The organism is Anaeroglomus insulsum, assembly GCF_050689095.1.
Lineage (GTDB): Bacteria > Planctomycetota > Phycisphaerae > Sedimentisphaerales > Anaerohalosphaeraceae > Anaeroglomus > Anaeroglomus insulsum.
Genome location: NZ_JBOGCL010000011.1, coordinates 128,581 through 146,874 on the forward strand (window position 1 = coordinate 128,581; position 18,294 = coordinate 146,874).

General features: G+C 51.2%; 20 protein-coding genes. 9 read left to right on the forward strand and 11 right to left on the reverse strand.

The features are described from left to right. The first annotated feature begins 250 nt into the window (after positions 1-250). Positions 251-1,060 (forward strand): sigma-70 family RNA polymerase sigma factor, encoded by an 810-nt coding sequence (locus ACQ9LF_RS10900; RefSeq protein ID WP_462489433.1) that lies wholly within the window; start codon positions 251-253, stop codon positions 1,058-1,060. A 15-nt stretch (positions 1,061-1,075) separates the two neighbouring features. Here ACQ9LF_RS10900 and ACQ9LF_RS10905 read toward each other — a convergent pair whose 3' ends face one another. The 4 genes from ACQ9LF_RS10905 to ACQ9LF_RS10920 form a co-directional block, all read right to left on the reverse strand. Further along, positions 1,076-2,440 carry a Gfo/Idh/MocA family protein gene (locus ACQ9LF_RS10905; protein ID WP_462489434.1) on the reverse strand — a complete coding sequence of 455 codons (1,365 nt, stop codon included), beginning with the start codon at positions 2,438-2,440 and terminating at the stop codon, positions 1,076-1,078. Between the two features lie 25 nt (positions 2,441-2,465). Further along, on the reverse strand, positions 2,466-3,359 hold the full coding sequence (locus tag ACQ9LF_RS10910) for a prepilin-type N-terminal cleavage/methylation domain-containing protein (RefSeq protein WP_462489435.1): 894 nt from the start codon (positions 3,357-3,359) through the stop codon (positions 2,466-2,468). Between the two features lie 273 nt (positions 3,360-3,632). Further along, the gene (locus ACQ9LF_RS10915) at positions 3,633-4,085 is read right to left on the reverse strand and encodes a ferritin family protein (protein WP_462489436.1); all 453 of its coding nucleotides are present in this window, start codon (positions 4,083-4,085) and stop codon (positions 3,633-3,635) included. A 16-nt stretch (positions 4,086-4,101) separates the two neighbouring features. Next, positions 4,102-4,635, reverse strand: coding sequence for a demethoxyubiquinone hydroxylase family protein (locus tag ACQ9LF_RS10920; RefSeq protein WP_462489437.1), 534 nt, complete (start codon positions 4,633-4,635; stop codon positions 4,102-4,104). A gap of 226 nt (positions 4,636-4,861) precedes the next feature. Here ACQ9LF_RS10920 and ACQ9LF_RS10925 point away from each other — a divergent pair, with 226 nt between their 5' ends. The 3 genes from ACQ9LF_RS10925 (at position 4,862) to ACQ9LF_RS10935 (ending at position 6,424) form a co-directional block, all read left to right on the forward strand. Further along, positions 4,862-5,254 carry a pyridoxamine 5'-phosphate oxidase family protein gene (locus ACQ9LF_RS10925; protein ID WP_462489438.1) on the forward strand — a complete coding sequence of 131 codons (393 nt, stop codon included), beginning with the start codon at positions 4,862-4,864 and terminating at the stop codon, positions 5,252-5,254. Between the two features lie 157 nt (positions 5,255-5,411). Next, positions 5,412-5,657, forward strand: coding sequence for a hypothetical protein (locus ACQ9LF_RS10930; RefSeq protein ID WP_462489439.1), 246 nt, complete (start codon positions 5,412-5,414; stop codon positions 5,655-5,657). 131 nt (positions 5,658-5,788) lie between these two features. Continuing rightward, positions 5,789-6,424: an MBL fold metallo-hydrolase gene (locus ACQ9LF_RS10935; protein WP_462489440.1), complete on the forward strand. Its 636-nt coding sequence runs from the start codon at positions 5,789-5,791 to the stop codon at positions 6,422-6,424. Positions 6,425-6,426: 2 nt separating this feature from the next. Here the strand turns inward: ACQ9LF_RS10935 and ACQ9LF_RS10940 are convergent, their stop codons facing one another. The 5 genes from ACQ9LF_RS10940 to ACQ9LF_RS10960 all read right to left on the reverse strand — a co-directional run bounded on the left by ACQ9LF_RS10940 (position 6,427) and on the right by ACQ9LF_RS10960 (position 11,820). After that, positions 6,427-7,098, reverse strand: a complete 672-nt coding sequence (locus ACQ9LF_RS10940; protein ID WP_462489441.1) for a hypothetical protein — start codon at positions 7,096-7,098, stop codon at positions 6,427-6,429. A gap of 24 nt (positions 7,099-7,122) precedes the next feature. Next, positions 7,123-8,532, reverse strand: a complete 1,410-nt coding sequence (locus tag ACQ9LF_RS10945) for an ammonia-forming cytochrome c nitrite reductase subunit c552 (RefSeq protein ID WP_462489442.1) — start codon at positions 8,530-8,532, stop codon at positions 7,123-7,125. Next, entirely contained in the window at positions 8,522-9,118 is a 597-nt protein-coding gene (nrfH, locus tag ACQ9LF_RS10950) for a cytochrome c nitrite reductase small subunit (protein ID WP_462489443.1), read from the reverse strand. Before nrfH ends, ACQ9LF_RS10945 begins: the two co-directional genes overlap by 11 nt. Then, a complete protein-coding gene (locus tag ACQ9LF_RS10955) occupies positions 9,119-10,096 on the reverse strand; it encodes a mechanosensitive ion channel family protein (protein WP_462489444.1) in 978 nt (325 codons plus the stop codon). A gap of 185 nt (positions 10,097-10,281) precedes the next feature. Continuing rightward, positions 10,282-11,820 carry a hypothetical protein gene (locus ACQ9LF_RS10960; RefSeq protein ID WP_462489445.1) on the reverse strand — a complete coding sequence of 513 codons (1,539 nt, stop codon included), beginning with the start codon at positions 11,818-11,820 and terminating at the stop codon, positions 10,282-10,284. A 452-nt stretch (positions 11,821-12,272) separates the two neighbouring features. Between ACQ9LF_RS10960 and ACQ9LF_RS10965 the strand changes: the two genes are divergently transcribed. The 4 genes from ACQ9LF_RS10965 to ACQ9LF_RS10980 are packed head-to-tail and all read left to right on the forward strand — an operon-like array spanning position 12,273 to position 16,270. Beyond that, positions 12,273-13,169: a DNA recombination protein RmuC gene (locus ACQ9LF_RS10965; protein ID WP_462489446.1), complete on the forward strand. Its 897-nt coding sequence runs from the start codon at positions 12,273-12,275 to the stop codon at positions 13,167-13,169. An 11-nt stretch (positions 13,170-13,180) separates the two neighbouring features. After that, positions 13,181-14,194: a Gfo/Idh/MocA family protein gene (locus tag ACQ9LF_RS10970; protein ID WP_462489447.1), complete on the forward strand. Its 1,014-nt coding sequence runs from the start codon at positions 13,181-13,183 to the stop codon at positions 14,192-14,194. Positions 14,195-14,214: 20 nt separating this feature from the next. Then, positions 14,215-15,030 carry a sugar phosphate isomerase/epimerase family protein gene (locus ACQ9LF_RS10975; RefSeq protein ID WP_462489448.1) on the forward strand — a complete coding sequence of 272 codons (816 nt, stop codon included), beginning with the start codon at positions 14,215-14,217 and terminating at the stop codon, positions 15,028-15,030. Positions 15,031-15,052: 22 nt separating this feature from the next. After that, complete coding sequence (locus ACQ9LF_RS10980; protein WP_462489449.1) at positions 15,053-16,270, forward strand: nucleoside permease; 1,218 nt, start codon at positions 15,053-15,055, stop codon at positions 16,268-16,270. Between the two features lie 158 nt (positions 16,271-16,428). On the opposite strand, the gene ACQ9LF_RS10985 is transcribed toward ACQ9LF_RS10980, so the two are convergent. Together ACQ9LF_RS10985 and msrB are read right to left on the reverse strand one after the other, a co-directional pair. Then, positions 16,429-16,632 (reverse strand): cold-shock protein, encoded by a 204-nt coding sequence (locus ACQ9LF_RS10985; RefSeq protein ID WP_462489450.1) that lies wholly within the window; start codon positions 16,630-16,632, stop codon positions 16,429-16,431. 243 nt (positions 16,633-16,875) lie between these two features. After that, complete coding sequence (gene msrB / locus ACQ9LF_RS10990) at positions 16,876-17,277, reverse strand: peptide-methionine (R)-S-oxide reductase MsrB (protein ID WP_462489463.1); 402 nt, start codon at positions 17,275-17,277, stop codon at positions 16,876-16,878. 269 nt (positions 17,278-17,546) lie between these two features. Between msrB and ACQ9LF_RS10995 the strand changes: the two genes are divergently transcribed. Continuing rightward, positions 17,547-18,284 (forward strand): Bax inhibitor-1/YccA family protein, encoded by a 738-nt coding sequence (locus tag ACQ9LF_RS10995; protein WP_462489451.1) that lies wholly within the window; start codon positions 17,547-17,549, stop codon positions 18,282-18,284. The last annotated feature ends 10 nt before the right edge of the window (positions 18,285-18,294 follow it).

Consider the following 18,294-nt stretch of genomic DNA (forward strand, 5'->3'; position numbering starts at 1 on the left):
TTTTCCGGATCACCGTTAAACTGGGAATCGATTTTGGCCGATAAAGACCACAGGGACAAAGGGAAAGTATGCCCTTGACCCTGTGGTCTTATTTTTTATACCCAGGTGGTATGGTTTTGCTGCGATGGACAAGGGCTGTATGATATCGCAACAAAGCTTGAAATTGACGAGTGAAATCAGTATAACCAAACGAAAGTCGAGAAAGAACAGGGACGACCTTTTTCGGCAGTATTGCGAAGGTAGGTGATACATGGCTTTCGATGTTACGATTAAAGAGTATCTCAAGGAAATCGACGAAGCACCCCTGTTAAGCTGGAACGAAGAAAAAGCACTCGCTGCGGCCGTCCTGGAACATAATGATCCGGAGGCCCGTGACCGCCTGATTCGCAGCAATCTGCGGCTGGTTGTCAATATCGCCAAGAAATTTTCCGGCCGAGGACTGACCCTCGGCGATTTGATCGAAGAAGGCAACCTCGGCCTTCTGCGTGCCGTGGATACGTTTGATCCCGAGCATGGCGTGCGATTCAGCACGTACTCGGCATGGTGGATCAAGCAGGCCATCAAACGAGCCATTCTGAATAATTCCCAGCCGATCCATATCCCGACCTATATGGTCGAACTCATTAACCAGTGGCGTAACACCCATGCGGAACTCGAATCCAAGCTGGGACGCACCGCCAGCCTCGAAGAAATGGCTTCGGCCATGAAAGTTCCCGTCCGCAAGGCACGCGCCATCCGCGATATCGTCACCGTCGTCGATCAGGGTTTCCAGCATGATTCCGCGGAAGACAATGCCGGCCTGGATGATGCAATCGAAGACGATAAAATCCAGCTGCCTGAAGACGACCTCGGTTCGGATGAAGAATTGGGCCGGGCGGTGGAATTGCTGGACCAGATCGACCCGCGCGAAGCCGAAGTCCTGCGTCTGCGATTCGGGCTTAACGGCGAAGAACCTCTGACGCTCAAGCAAATCGGCGAGAGGCTCAATCTGACGCGTGAACGTGTCCGCCAGATTCAACGCAGCGCCCTGGCACAGTTGAACGAATTAATGACCGCCTGATTCGGTTTCTGCCGCTTAGAGATCAGGGTGCGTATCCACCTGCAGTGGACGCGGCTGCTGCCACAGGCCGCGGGTAAAGTCAGGGAATTTGACCGGTTTTCCGCCGGCGGCAACCGATTGTTCACTGAGGGGAATGATCACACTCCAGGCCACGGAATCATAGACGTCAATATCCGGCGTTAATCCCTTGCGCAGGGCCTGAATCAGACGCCAGTCTTCGATGAAATCCATACCGCCATGGCCGGCGCCGGCAGATTTTTCACGCAGCTGCTTCCAGACGGGGTGTTCGTAGTCTTTGGAATAATCCGCAAGGTCCTGCCATTCATGCGGTTTGCTTTTACCCTCAATATAAACCAGCTCGGACGGATATTTCTGAACCAGCCCTTTGGCGCCCTGCACCATAAAATCCCGGCTGTAGGGTCGGGGCAGATTGGTATCATGAGTGCATAGAATCGTCTTGCCGAGTTTGGTTTTGATCATACAGACATTGACATCGCCCAGGGCAAATTTTTGATGAACCCAGGGGCTGTCAGGATAGTGTATCCTGGCATATTCATTTAAGCCCAGCGAGGCGGTACTCATGGAGACCAGCGTATCAAAGGCATCCCCTCGATGGATATCCATACACCAGGCCATCGGCCCGATGCCATGGGTAGGATACAGATTGCCATCACGCTTGATGGATTCATGGAGCCGCCACTGGCCCTGATAATAGGTTGGGGACAGCTTTAGATCCCGCAGGTCATGCAGATAGCCGCATCGGCCATGCAGGATCGTACCGAACAGCCCCTGGCGAATCATATTCATCGTCATCATTTCCATGGAATCATAGCAGCAGTTTTCCATCATCACACAGTGCCTGCGAGTTTTTTCGCTGGTTTCAACCAGTTGCCAGCAATCCTCCACCGACAAGGCAATGTTGACCTCGGAGGCGGCATGCTTGCCGTTTTTCATGGCCGCCAGACAAATCGGGGTGTGCCAGTGCCAGGGGGCGGCATTATAGACCAGGTCCAGATCTTCGGATTCGCACATGTTCACAAAGTCCAGTTCGCCGGCGGTGTACAGTTTCGGCTCCGGGAAACCCGCCTTGGTCACGATTGCGGCCGCCCGTCTGGCCATTTCGGGCCGTATATCACAAATGGCGACAATCTGGCAGCCCTCCACCCGGGTCAGATTGCTGACATGGCTGGTGCCCATATTGCCCGTGCCAACAAAACCAACACGGATCAGGTCTTTGGGGGCATTGCCATACGCGGTCATCGGAGCTGCGGAGAGGCCTTTTGTCGTCGATGTCTGGCATCCGGTGAATAATACTGTTCCAGCCGCAGCACAAAAGCCGGCGGCCTTCAGAAACTCTCTGCGTGTATTACACTGTTCCATGTGTCCTCGCTGTTTGAATGAATATTTAGTTCCAGCTACTGGGCATCTTTCCGGGAATATACGATCGCTTAAACCAAACCCAGTCTTCGGTGGAGCCGGTTCCCGGATCCACTGCCGACCAGTATTTCTGCTGGGCCTTGGCCATTTCTCTGGTTTGCTTATTAACCCATTTATGTCGGTCAGCATGACCATCGGCATAAACAAACGTACTGCTGTCGTTATGCAGAATGGCAAACGGATCCACCCAGTTGGGGGTTTTGAGATTCATATTCCAGGTACGGTGATTCCAGCCATACCCATCCGTTTCCTCCAGGAAAATAATTTTGTCGCTGGGATTGACAAATTGGGATGCACGGATAATTTCGACCTTCATCTCGCCCGTTGAATCGCTGCTATCAGTCGGCCGCTTGGACAACGGTTTACCAATCGAATACGTTCGATAACCTCCGATCCACAAGCCAGGGGGATTGCCTGTCGGACTATTATAGGGGTTGACCGCACGTTTGGTATGCCGCATGTCAATGGGGCAATGATAGACTTTGGGATCACTGACATAGGGCCAGAGTGCTCCGACCTGAAAACCACGAATTTTATCATTGAGTGTATCGTTGATATCTTCTTTGTTTGGTCCCATAGGTCGTCCGACCCAATTTCGCACAGTGACTGTCCCATCCGGGCGAGCATAGGTCGATTGTCCATCAAACTGATCTGAAGTATCCCCATCTACAATCAATCCTTTGTTGTCTTCGGCATACAAAAGCCAGCTTTTACCCAGTTGTGCCTCATTCCCCATACATACCGATCCGGCCGCGATTTCTTTGGCAACCTTCAAAGACGGAACAATAATCGCCAGCAACAATGCAATAATCGCAATCACCACCAGCAGCTCAATCAAGGTAAAAGCAGTTTGACGTTTCATGTCTTTCTCCTTGATGCCATTTTGCATCAAAAGTGTCCTCTTGTAGCCTGGCCTATCCTAACCTATCTATTATTAAATCCATTTCAGAGGGAAAAATCACCCTCAAAAAAATTATTTATTTCTTCAAAACGCACACGCAGGGGGTAAGACAGAACATATTGAGGAGATAAAGACTCGACTTATAGTTTTACTCAATCCATATCCACGGCGTAATACGACCTATGACCGATAGGGAGTAATCCTATTCGCCGGGTATGCCGCCGGATTATCCTGTCATTTTTTGGGGACGATATTGTTGTACTCGTTTTCAAATTGCAGGACATGACGCATCTCTTCCTGGGCCAGCTCAAAAAACATCTTCCGCAGTTGCGGATCTTTGGCCTGAACCATCAATTCGGCAAACAACTGAAATGCCGCCTGCTCCTTGCGAATAGCAAGCTGCAAGGCATCCGTATAGGTCATGGACCTGGCTTCTTCATCGACTTCGATATAACTGGTCGGTTCATCAGTAACCCTGAATTCTTCCTCAGTAACCACCTGTCCCTGCTTGATGAGTTCAAATTCCAGATTGGACTTGTGCTGCATTTCATTTCGGCCAAGCACTTCAAAGATAATCCGTGTAGTGGAATCCTTCATCAATGCCGCCAGGTCATGATAAAATTGCACCGCGGCGTCTTCCTTGCGAATCGCAAATTCGAGAACATCTTTGACTGTTTTGAAATCCATGGCAGCTCCTCCGAAATCAGGCCCCGCTCCGGGCCAGGTACTTTTTCCAGGTATTGATATGGCCAACCTCATCGGCCTGGTCTTTTTCCAGTGTCATCCGAGTAGCCTCATCCCACGGGGCTGCACTCAGCAATTCGCCGTAGTGGTGAACAGCCTTGCTTTCCAGCCAAATCCCCATCTTGAGCATCGCCTTTTGCCCCAGCAGCCGTGAACCGAATCCGAAAACGAATCCAACAATCCACCAGGCCCAGCGAAACGGGCTGGGACTAAGACCATATTCATAAAGCCGCAGCAGAAAATCGGAAATATGGGTTTGTTCGTTGCACATGGCACGAATCATCTCTTCATCCATTTCATCGCGTTTGCCGGTGATTTGGAATCGATAGACATTGGTCGCCATAATTTCCAGGCTATGCAGAGTACGGAGGGCCTTTTTGACACGGGCACGTTCATCAGGGGATAATTGACTGCCGCGCAGAGCCACATCTTCTTTTCGGATGGCCGGACGAAGAATCGTTATATCATATTGACTATGTTCACTTGGATTCATGCTGCGGTCTCCTGGATCGAGGTTTTAGTTCACCTGTTATTATTACGATTCAAGCGGGACAAGTCAAGTCCGGCAGGTCGATTTATCCTGATCCGGAATGAAAATGTCCGATTCCAGAGAAAACCAATAGAACCCAATTAAGCGTAAATTTCAGATTTGACACGTTGACATCCCAACTGAATTCGGGTATCAAACTGCCATAATAAAAACCTTTACGAAAGGGTGAATGATGACTCTTGCGGCTTATTTTGAACAAAACGACGGCATCGGAATTCTGGCTACCTGTGATCCTGATAATCTGGTAGACTTGGCAATTTACTCAAAGCCTGTCGTCATCGATGAAACCACCCTGGCATTTGTCATGCGGCAGCGAATCAGTCATAAAAATCTGCGGGCGAATTTACATGCCGCTTATATGTTTATTGAAAAAGGTCCCGGCTATCGAGGGAAACGGCTCTATCTGACCATGCAGCGGGAAGAAACCAATCGCACCGTGATTGAGGCCCTGCGAAAAAAACAGCCCTGGATTTATCCGGATGGCGATGATTCGGAAAAATACCTGGTCTTTTTCACCATTAACCACATCCGGCCCTTAGTTGGAGATGAAACGTCCCTCTAAACGGCCATGGATTCAGCTTACCAGCATTAATCTACCCGATACATCTTATTTCATACAAAACCTCTATACCTGTCTGAACCCCTGTCATATTAAATCGTAATTATCAATGGATGCCCCTTGTCTTATCTAAGCGGTTAACAACACGAAAGGGCAAAAAATGACTTGGTTTGAAGCAGAACAATTAGCAAAATACATCGCTGAGCTGGAAGCAGCTTTGGATGAATGGGCGTATGATAACCAGCGAATGCGTATGGAGTTAGCAGAACTCGACAAAATAGAGCGAAAAGTCACAAAATCCCTTCGTCAGCATAACAACAACCATTCGTTCCGTATTTTAGCCAATGAGGTTCTTAACCGTGCCCATCATTGCCGAAACGAAATCCGCGAACGTCTGATGGCCTAAATCACTCACGGTGCTTTTTTGTTGGTTTCCCTCCTATTTTCTGATAGATTCACTTCCGAGCACCGGCCGGATACAACGAAAAGGCTGGATTTGCTTGAATATCCAAATTGATATTATAGCGGAGTAAGTTTATGCATATTGACACCTTTGTTTTAGGGGATTTTTTGACCAATTGTTATGTGGTCCGAGTTGATGAATCGAGGAAAGACTGCGTCCTGATTGATCCGGGCCTGCACCCCTATCCGCTGGTTCAATTCCTCCAGCAGCAAACACTGAATCCCGAGGCGGTTATCATCACCCATGGCCATATCGACCATATTGGCGGGGTGGAAATCATTCGTGAAAACTGGCCCAGGACCAAAGTATATATTCACAAAGCCGATGCGGAGATGCTGACGGACCCCAATGAGAATTTGTCCATGGTGGCAGGAACCGTGTTTCAGGCACGACCTGCAGAGGTGGTCATTGACGGCCAGACTGAAATTCGAGCCGCAGGATTGCGGTTTGAAGTCCTGCACACACCGGGCCACACCCCCGGCGGCATTTGCCTGCATTGCCCGTCAGACGGTATCGCTTTTGTGGGCGATACGCTGTTTGCAGGGTCGGTAGGACGCTCGGACTTTCCCGGCGGCAGCCATGAACAACTCATCCAGAGCATCCAGACCCAACTGCTGGTACTGCCGGAGACCACCCGCATTTATCCCGGCCACGGTCCCCATACCACCCTTCGCAACGAAAAGAAACACAATCCCTTTTTGCAGCAGTAAAATTACAGTTCCGGCACGACTTCGGGATAGACCTGTCCGCTGGCGGTGATTTTGAAGACGTAAATCAGCCCGGGACGGAGTTTGGTGTACACGGCATTGCCATACACCGCCTGGATATCATACTGGCTTAACGCCTCGGGATCATTGGCCAGTTCCCAGATATGCTCCCAGAACATCTGGCGGTGTTCGGCAGGCAGCAATTGCAGCAAATCCGCATAGCGAGCCGGTTCTCGTCCCAGCTCTTCGATGGGCAAACCCTCTCGCGGCGACATTGCCTCGCCATAGATTCTTCGCCACAGGTACATCGCACGGGCCTTGCCGTCCATGACCATCTGAGAACCGAACTTGACAATCAAGGCATCAAAATGCACGATGTCACCTTCAATGGTGTATTCCTTTTCGAGAATCTTTTTGAGCTTGTCCCTGCGGTCGGTCTCGACAAATTTCAGGGTGGTCATCAGTTTACCCTCGGCAGTCTTTTCCTGAGAAACCACCTTGGCATACCCAATCTGCTCCTCGGCTGTTAAATTGGTGATGGCCTGCTTGAGCTGCTTATTTTCCGTCAAGAGCTGATGAATGGTCATCGCTCCCTCGTATGCCGTTCGACCGACATACCACAGGCCGATTCCCAGCGGAATCAAAGCAGCACATGTGATAATAGAACGTATTTTCATGAAAGTCCTGTTGTTGAAATTAGACTATGGGTTCAGATAAGGCGCTATCGCCTGCAGGGCATTGGCTCGGGTGGCCAAATCCGGATAAGCCGGGCTTTCTTTGATCCCCTGCTGGGCCAGGATTCGAGCCACCAGGACTCTGGCCTGCTGAGCCTGGTCTATGGCATCAGCCAGAATACGCATGCATTCCTGCGGGGAATGGAAACCCATGCCATTGGACGCAGAGACATAATCCCAGCGGAACTGGGCATGGCGAAGCAGTGTTCGAACCGGCATGAGCTGGTCATCGGTCGCCTTGGCCTGGATTGCCGCGGCCACGTCAAAATGGGCTTCGACGATGGCTTTTTCGGCTTTGAGTTTGGTATCACGCACCTTGGTTTGGATCGCCTCAACCCGGCCGCGAATTTCCTGTTCGCTCCAGCGGTGACAGACGGCACAACTGTTGGAAATATTCTGCAACGGGCTCTGGACGTGGTGGTCGGTAAACTTCATACCGCCTTCGGTGAAATACGGCATGTGGCAATCCGCGCAGGACACGCCGCGATAGGCGTGAATCCCCGTCAGATACAGTTCATAATCCGGGTGCTGGGCTTTCACGATAGGCGTTTTGGAAACCGGGTGGACATAATCCGTAAAATCCATCGCATCATAATAGTCCAGCATGGCTTCAACCGTCGTACCCTTGTGCCAGGGGAACGTCAGGTAATTTTTCTTTTCTGCCGCCGCGTCATTGGCGAAATAATACTCGACGTGACACTGTGCACAGACCAGGGACCGCATTTCCTGATGCGTGGCCTGGGTTATATCTTTGCCCATGGCGGCGAACCCCTCAATCAGTCCCGGTCGGGTAATCCGCAGACGCATCGTCGCGGGGTCATGGCAATCCTGACAGCCGATGGGATGCTTGACCTGGTCGGTCAGGTCGTGAAAATTGGCCGCATAAAATTCTTTAACCCCCATGCTGTTCATCAGCCGCGGGACATCGGTACTCTTGCAGGTCCAGCAGGTCGCCGCCTGAAACGGCTTTTTGACCCGTTTGGTTTCTTTGACATCACTAACCGCCCAGTAGTGGCCGCGGGCCTGTTTATAATCCAGCGAAAAGCCATACCCGGCAAACAACACCACCTGATAGGGATCCGCTTCCAGATAATCCCGCGGAAATGAACCCCCAAACAAGGTCTGCGAGTCGCTGATTTCGGTCTTGCGGTAGGTCTCATATTCACGCGGCCAGTTCTGCCCCCAGACGGCGTTATCCGGCTCAAAATCAGCTATCGGATTGACCACCATCATCGGCCGCTGCGCCTCCCATCGTCGCTCCATCACCGACACTGACAGCAGGCCCAGCACAATCACCACCGCTGCGGTAGCCACTACAATCAAACCACCCACCCACAGCGGCAGCCGAATCGGTTTCTTTTCCGTCTTATTTGTCATTGGATACCTCCTGATTCAACCAGTTGACTCCCGCCTTGGGCAGGTCAGGACGCAGCATTGAAGGCGAAGAAGACAGGCTCCGAACTTCGCCATGAATATTCTGATGACAATCCCAGCATTTGCGTTCACTGACGCCGGCCAGACGCACCATCTGCACCTGATTTCCGTGACATCGCAGGCAGTTTCGCTGCACAACCGGGACCGCCGTTGCGGATAATTCCAGCGTCTGCGGCTCGGCCCGGAAGGTAAACACCGCGGAATGTTTGGTTCCATCCAGCCCCTTGAAGGCCCATTTGGCAGCCATATTTTCATGCGGAACATGACAATCCGTACACACCGCCGCATGACCGTGACTGCCCCGCTGCCAACTGGCATAGGCATCAGTCATCACGTGACAGTTCATACAGGTTTGCGGTGAATCGGAAAGATAGGATGTCGCATTGGCAATCCGTATCAGCACCACACCGGAACCTGCGGCAATACCCACCAGCACATAAAAAAACACTTGCCAGCCTCGCCCCAGCCCACCCAGGCTCAGGACGATATCGGCAAGTGTTTTGATGGTTCGCAGCAGTGTTGAAATCATTTACACCTTCAATGAACCCGTTCGAATATGGATATCCCGCTGCGGGAATGGAATCGAAAGCCCATTCTGCTCCAGCGATACTTTAATTTTTTCATTCAATTCAAAATAGGTCGGCCAGTAATCGGGCGCCTTGACCCATGGCCGCACCGCAATATTGACCGAACTGTCGCCCAGCCCAAGCACCGCTACCACCGGGGCAGGATCACGCAGGATCCGGCTGTCGGACAGCAGGACACTGGTAATCACCTGTTTGGCTTTGGTGATGTCATCGCCATAGGAAATGCCAAACACCAGATCCACACGACGCTTGTCGTTTGCGGTGTAGTTGATAATGTTGGCGCCGGTGACCTGCGAATTCGGGATAATGATACGCACATTATCCGGTGAATGCAGTACCGTGGTGAAAATCTGGATTTCCTGGACGACCCCCTTTGCCCCGGCCACCTCGACAAAATCGCCCACGCGGAAGGGTTTGAAGATAATCAGCAGCACGCCGGCGGCAAAATTGGACAGCGACCCCTGCAGGGCCAGACCCACAGCCAGGCCCGCAGCACCAATCACCGCCACCAGAGACGTGGTTTCCACCCCCAGGCGACTCAGGGCCGCAATCGCCACAAATACCAGCAGACCAAAATACAGCAGATTCCGCACAAATTTGCTCAGCGTCGGGTCCACCTTGGCCCGATTCAGCACGTTTTCAAGTAAATTGGTCAACACCCGGGCCACCCAGCGTCCGACATAAAATATCAGCGCGGCGGTAATCAGGCGAAACAGCAAATCCATCCCCTGCGTTGCAATATAATTCGAAATCGTATCCCACATTTTCTGGGGGTCCATACTGGTTAGACTTGCCAAATCCACTTTAGACGGTGTTTGTGCGGTTTCAGTCGGGGCGGACTGCTCGGCTTGGGCTGCCATCAAAACCCGATTACTGCCGCACAGCAAAACCAGACAACACATCAAGACGACATTTTTCATGAAACGAATACTCCTGTATCTGTTCTACCTGTTATTTCGGCCCGGAATCCCGGAAACCTGTTATTTTATTAAACAACAAATCCATCCATTGCTTACCCAGAACGCAGGGGTTTGGATTGAGCAGACCAAAAAAAAGGCTGCGGACGCATTATACGTCCACAGCCTTGTGTATGCAATAGGATGGATTATTCGTAGAAGTTGGTGGCTTCGGTTTCCATCACTTCACGTCCAAGCTGCTTGCTGCTCATCGTGGTCGTGAAGCGGACGTCGCCGGCCTTGACCGCCTTGACTTCGACTTTCCAGGTTGCCTTGGCCTTGGGTGCCAGTGAAGCCAGAGGCTGGAAGGTCACAGTACCGTCGGCAAAGCTGCCCGTGGTGGCACCGCTGGCACTGACAAACTGCATGGACTCTTCCAGTTTGCACTTGACGACAATATCGGTATCCGGAGCGGAACCCTGGTTGGTAACCGTGATGATATAGGTTTCGTTCTTGCCGACTTCGATCGGGTCGGATACGTCAATCACCTCAAGCAGAATCGCGGCAATCCCCGCCACATCCGTCTTGGCCGAGGCCTTGACGCTTTCGGCACAGGTGGCCGAAACCGATGCGACATTGCTGAAGGACCCCGCAGACTGCGGCAGATAGCTGACAGAGACCTTGCGGCTCTGGCCGACAGCCAGCGTACCCAGATTCCATGTCACCTGACCGCCTGCAACCTGACCGCCATCCGAGGCTGTTACCTCGCTGACACCGGCAGGAATAGTATCCGTTAGAGTGGTTGCTGTCGCCGGAGCATCACCCTTGTTGGCAACGGTAATGTCATAGCTGACCTTGCGGCCCAGATACTGTTTTTCAGGACCAGTCTTGGTAATGGCCAGAACAGGCTGTTTAACCGCCGTGGCACACACTTCGGATTCAGCCTTGAGATTGCCCTGAGCCTGGGCCAGAGCACCACTCTTGTAAGTCCCGGTCTTGGCTGCCTTGGCCATGACGGTATAGACCATCGACTTGCCAGGTTCCAGATCGCCAACTTTGATTTCGACATTCTTCTGGCCGGTCGTCAGAGTCAGCCCATCGGGAAGCTGATCGGTGATGACCACATCTTTGGCCACGCCTGTCCCCTTATTAGATACCATATATTTAAGGGCGATTTGATCACATAACAAGACTTCAGCAGGACAAGTCTTGCTCAGAGCCAGAGCGGGCTGGACTACCTGCGTCTTGGCACAGGCAGGGATAATATAGGTCGCGTCTGCACAGGTCTGCAGCCAACCGACTTCTTTGGCCGTGCCGGTAACCACGATCTTTTCCTGGGCCTTGGGCCCCAGAGAGGGCATCATCCAGGTCAACATACCATCTTTGGGCTCGGCCGCAGGGGTCGCACTCTTGAAGGTATAGTTGGCAGGAAGACGATCATTGACAACGACGTGGCTGACTTCCATATCGGTCAGATTGGTCACTAAAATCGTGTAATCGAAAGGCTGACCGACCGCAACCGAGGCGGGCATCATCTTATCGATTTTAATGACCCCGCAAGAACAATACGTGCGAGAAACCTGATTGGGTCCCATGGCCGGGGCCGGAGCTGGCGCTGGTGCGGGTGCCGGAGCAGGGGTCGGTTCCACCTTCGCGGGTGCTGGTGCCTCTTTCTGCCCTGTCATGCAAGCGCATCCCACCAAACCCAATACCGAGATGCAACACAATACCAATGCCACTTTCTTCATAGAACACCTCCGTTTCAAATAAGGGTTGTAAATACGATGTGTATGTGCTCCCCCCGGAACACAATCATTTGATTGTCTTAAAACATCCATGCTATCTCCCATCCAAATATCCTCTGCATTCATTTTCAAGTGGTGTTATAAACAGTATAAACCCCACAAACCGGATTTGCAAAGATTTTTTAGCTGTAAATCTCATAATAATCTATATATATTACAAGATATATCCTGTATTCTTTTTTTCTTGATTCCTTTGTTTTTTTCGCATATTCTTTTTGAATAAGAGCTTACAAGATTTTAATTATCCAGTTACTGGAGTTTTTTCTTCTATGCAAATTGCCCTGCTTATCACTTTAATGGTTCTGCTTTTGGTTGTTCTGGGGATATTAGCATATCTTTTTCATACTCTATTGGCGACCCGTCGGGAATTATCATCCCAAACAAGCAGTGTATCGATGCTTTCAGCCCAGTTAGACCAGCTACGTGCTGCCAATGAATCGCTGAGCCAGTCTCTGACTCAGAATCTGCAATCCGGCCAGCAGAATCTGACAGCATTTCTAACCGGCAATACCAAGACCCTCAGCGACCTCAAGCAGCAGCTGGGCACCATCGAAGGCCAAAGCCGACAGATGGTTCAACTGTCCGCCGAGCTTCGCGGATTACAAAATATTCTCCAGGCTCCCAAACTGCGGGGGCTGATGGGTGAATATTCCCTTGAAACTCTCCTGAAAGCGGTTTTGCCGGCTGACCATTATGCCCTGCAATATACATTCCGCAACGGGCGCAAGGTGGACGCCCTGATTAAGCTGGCCGATTACAGTGTCTCCATCGACGCCAAATTCCCGCTCGAATCGTTCGTGAAACTGACGGAAGCCCAAACTGACGACGAGCGAATTCGGCTTCGCAGACAATTTTTGAATGATGTCACCAAACACGTGGATAAGATTGCCGACAGTTACATTCTACCGGAGGAAGGAACGCTGGATTTCGCACTCATGTATATTCCGGCTGAAAATGTCTATTACGAAATCATTGTCCGCCAGAGCAACGATAAATCCGACTTGTCGGATTATGCCCGATCTCGAAAAGTCATCCCAGTATCTCCGAATCTCCTGTATGCCTACCTGATGACTGTAGTAATGGGGCTTCATGGAATGGCGATAGAAAAACAGGCCGAAACCATTCGGACCAACCTGCAGAAACTGGCCGGCGACTGGAACACCTTTGGAGACGAATGGAAAGTCCTCGGAAATCATCTTCGCAATGCCTTTAATAAATATGACGATGGGCAAAAGAAACTCGACCGCATGACTCTGCAATTAGAGCAGATACAAAAGACCGACAACAGATAAGGAAAAGATTTATGCTGCAAGTAGGAATCGTCGGACTTGGATTCATGGGACGAATGCATCTGAATTGCTGGAACCGCCAGAAGGATGCAAGAGTGGTTGCGGTGTTTGATATCGACCCCCATATCCAGCAAAAGGCTTCGGAACTAATCGGCAATATCAAAGGCCAGGGACAGCCGCTGGATTTGAAATCGATTCAATTTTACAGCAATTACGATGAATTTCTCAGGTCATCCGGCATTGACGCGGTATCGATTACGACCCCGACCTGGCTTCACGCCGACTATACCATCAAAGCTCTGGAGGCAGGCATTCATGTCCTGTGCGAAAAGCCCATGGCACTCACTCTTGAACAGTGTGACCGGATGATTGCGGCCGCAGACAAGACCCAAAAGAAGCTGATGATTGCCCATTGTATCCGGTTTTGGCCGGAGTATGATGCCGCGCGTCAGATGATCCAATCCGGCCAGTACGGCCGGGTCAGGGCCGCTCAGTTTCGCCGATTCTGTTCTCCTCCGGGATGGAGCAGCGACAACTGGCTGACCAATGAATCCAAAAGCGGCGGGATGGTGCTGGATTTGCACATTCACGACTCCGATTTTATTCATTCGCTGTTTGGTCTTCCCAAAGCCGTCCAGACCCGAACGCTGACACAGAATCAGTCGGTGTGGCACATCGACACCCAATATCTGTACGAGGATAATACGGTCATCACGGCTCAGGGCAGTTGGCTGGCCAGCGAGTCCTATACCTTCGGGATGGATTTTACCATCTTTATGGAAAAGGCGACCCTGATTTACGACTGTCGTCAAACGCCGGCATTTCGCCTGTTTGCCGGCCGGCAGGAGCCTGTAACCCCCTCAGTCCAGCCGGAGGATGGGTATTTTCATGAAATTCACTATTTCAAAGACTGGCTTGCCGGCACCGTGGACGGCAGCCGGATAACGCCGTTCCAGTCACGCGAGTCGGTCCGTCTCATTGAGGCGGAAAAACAGTCGGCCCAAACCGGAAATACGATTGCTCTTTAACCTGAATACAGAGGTAAACTATGCTTACATGTGGGAACAACCCTATTGGCGTTTGCAGTTGGTCGCTCCAGATGGCTCCCCAGGCCATACGGCAAGCCATGAACCAACTGGGTATCCAGCATATCCATCTGGATTTGCGTCCGTGGTGTATCGAGCATTCTTCGGAATATCTGGATTTTATCCGCAAAGCTGACTGGAGCATCAGCTCCACGATGATCGGTTTTCCGCAGGAAGACTATTCGACGCTGGATACCATTCGCGTAACCGGGGGGATTGTTCCCGATGCCTGCTGGGACCGCAATAAAGAAATCTTTCTGTCCGCGGTCAACGTGACCGCCGAACTCAAGGCCAAGTACCTGTCGGCCCATATTGGATTTATTGACCACACGGATATTCGGGGTGCTCAAAAACTGCTGGAACGCGTCCGGTTTATGGCCGACCAGGCCGGCAGCAAAGGCATTACGCTGCTGATGGAAACCGGGCAGGAAACCGCCGAGCAGTTAAAACAGTTTCTGGAACAACTGAATCACCCTGCTCTTGGCGTCAACTTCGACCCGGCCAATATGATTTTATACAACCAGGGCAATCCAATTGATGCGGTTGCCGTTCTTGGCCCCTGGATCCGACATGTCCATATCAAGGATGCCAAACGGACCGCAGTGCCCGGCACCTGGGGCAGCGAGGTCGTATGGTCTCAGGGGGATGTGCAGGCAGAGCGGTTTATCAACACCCTTCGCCATGCCGGCTACAAAGGCGTCCTTGCCATCGAACGGGAAGCGGGCGATCAACGCCTGGCAGATATTGAATTTGCAGCACGCTGGCTGTCCCAGCGATAAACCTCTATTATGAATGGGCCTGATGATGAACACCAAAACCAAAATCCAATTATCGGTCATGATGTTTCTGGAATTTTTTGTCTGGGGTGCCTGGTATGTCACGCTCGGCACCTACCTCGGCAAAGGGATGGGCATGAGCGGCGATGTCATCGGCAAAGCCTACAGTACCATGCCATGGGGTGCACTGATCGCTCCGTTCTTTGTGGGCATGATTGCCGATCGCTTTTTCTCGGCTCAAAAAATTCTGGGCATCCTGCACCTGCTGGGCGGCGTATTTTTATATCTGACCGCCCATGCCCAATCTTCCGGAGCAATCTTCTGGTATTTGCTGATTTACAGTATTTGCTATAATCCCACACTGGCGTTAATCAATACCATTTCCTTTCATCAGATGCAAAACACCGAAAAACAGTTTCCGGCCATTCGCGTCCTGGGAACCATCGGATGGATTGTCGCCGGCCTGCTGATCGGCTTTATGAAAATTGAAGATCAAAACATCCCCCTGCTGATTGCCGCGGGGGCGTCGATAGTACTGGGTATCTTCTCATTCTTTTTGCCGACGACACCGCCGGCATCGGCCGGACACAAAATCAGCGTGAATGACATTCTGGGCGTTAAGGCATGGCAGCTTCTCAAAGACCGTTCGTTTACCGTCTTTATCATCAGTGCCCTTCTGATTTGCATTCCGCTGACCTTCTATTACAGCTTCACCAACCTGTTTCTCAACGAAGTCGGGGTCGTCAACGCCGCCGGCAAAATGACACTCGGCCAGATCTCTGAAACCCTGTTTATGCTGGCGATTCCATTTTTCTTTGCCCGCCTGGGAATCAAGAAAATGCTTTTGGTCGCCATTCTGGCCTGGGGCGCACGATATGCCCTGTTCGCCTATGGAAATCCCGGCCCTCTGCTGTGGTTTTACTATATTGCAATTGCACTCCACGGCGTCTGTTATGACTTTTTCTTTGTCATCGGCCAGATTTACGTGGGCAAAAGAGCTCCTCAGCAGATTCAGGCCAGCGCCCAGGGTCTGTTTACCCTGGTGACCTATGGTGTCGGGATGATGCTGGGGGCCCGGGCATCCGGCCTGGTTGCCGAACACTATCAAATCGTGGAGAACGGCCAGATTACCGGCCACCACTGGACTTCCATCTGGCTGGTTCCTGCCATCATGGCCGTCGCAGTCAGCGTGTTCCTGGGGCTGTTCTTCCGGGAGAACAATATCCCTAAAGAATCCAACTGATGGCCGGCAAAGTCTCCCTCTCACACGACGATTTCGCTGGGAAATGGCGATACACCGGCATCCTTATCCAAAGGAATCAATCGTTTGGTGAGGCAAAAAAAACGGGCCTGCTTTTACACAGGCCCGTGGAATTTGTCGCGTTGCGTCAAAAACCTTACTTAGCAGGGGCGAACGTTGGTCGCTTCCATCCCCTTGCGGCCTTTGGCGGGGTCGAACTGAACCTTCTGGCCGTCACGCAGGGTGCGGAAGCCTTCGGTCGCAAGATTGCTGTAATGCACAAACAGATCTTCGCCGCCATCATCGGGAGTAATAAAACCAAAACCTTTTTTCTCGTTGAACCACTTGACTGTACCGCTACTCACATGAATCTCCTTGGCTCACAGCGGAGCCACATTGCAAACCCCTCGTTATTCCAATTGTACCGCACCCCGAGGGAACTTGATGCGGCATTGTTCTAAAAGTAACTCTACACGGATTCGACATCCATTGTCAAACACAATCTGTCATTTTCTGTCGTTTTTTAGAAAATTCTTTTTGAGAGCCTCAGAAATCCGCCTATCCGTACCAATCATAACGGTTTTAAGCTGGGTACCGTGGCTTGCCGGCTATGGGTCTTCATTAAACTCCATTGCCGCTGAATTGATGCAATAACGCAATCCCGTAGGCCCCGGCCCATCGTCAAACAAATGCCCCAGATGCCCCCCACATCGAGCGCAGGTAATCTCCGTCCTGACCATTCCATAGCTGGTATCCGGGCTTTCCAGAACGCTATTGGGCTGGGCCTGGCTGAAACTTGGCCAGCCGCAATGCGAATTGAACTGGCTGGCCGTCTTAAAGATTACATTGCCGCATCCGGCACAGACATAAGTACCGTCTTTTTCAGGCTTTAGATAATACTTGCCTGTAAATGGCCGTTCTGTACCTTTTTTACGTAATATATTATATTGCACAGGATCCAGCCTTTGTTTCCATTGCCAATCCGTCAACTCCACTTTCTGATTTTCCATCGGTTCACCTATATGTTGGGGGCTATCTATGGGCGCAGAGGCCCCTGACCCTTGGGGCTGACGATCCGAACAGCCCAGAAAAAACACAAAGAAAAAGGCATAAAATGTCATCCATCGCCATCGCATCGATTATCCTTTATAACATTGTCCATTTTACGGCCCAATTCCCCCCCAAGTTCAACCGCGTTTAAACTTGACTCAATCCAGAGAACCAATACAATCGACTACCGTACTAATTACTGGAATAATGATTGAATTGGAGATATGCAATGAGAACAAGCAATCCTGCTTTAAACGAACAAATATTTGAGGCCATCCCTTACTACGGGGAGAAGGCCATGACCATTTCCGGGGCAATCAACAAGACTGCTGTGCTTTTGCTTCTGGCCGTGGTTACCGGCAGCTGGGCATGGTACAAAACATCTCTGGCCCCTGCCTCTGCAGCTCCCTGGGTTATGACCGGAGCAATCGGAGGGTTTATTGTTGCAATGGTCACCATTTTCAAAAAAGACTGGTCGGCCATGACTGCTCCCATCTATGCCATTCTTGAAGGCCTGGCTCTGGGTGCAATTTCCGCCATTTTCGAGACGAAATACAAGGGAATCGTCTTTATGGCTGTTTTTCTGACCTTTGGGGTGTTGGCCTGCCTGCTGATTGCCTATCGCTCAGGGATTATCCGCCCCACACAGCGATTCCTTGCCGGAGTTGCCTCCGCCACAGGAGCTATCGCACTCTATTATATCATTTCACTGGTCCTGGGCGTCTTTGGCGTCAATGCCCCGCTGATCCATAGTTCAACCCCGATGGGCATTCTGTTTTCGGTTGTTGTGGTTGTGATTGCCTCACTCAATCTGGTGCTTGATTTCCACATGATCGAACAGGGAGCAGGTCAGGGCGCCCCCAAATACATGGAATGGTATTGCGCCTTCGGCCTGATGGTCACTCTGGTCTGGCTGTACCTGGAAATTCTACGCCTGCTGGCTAAACTGCAGGACCGCAATCGATAACAGAAGGCAA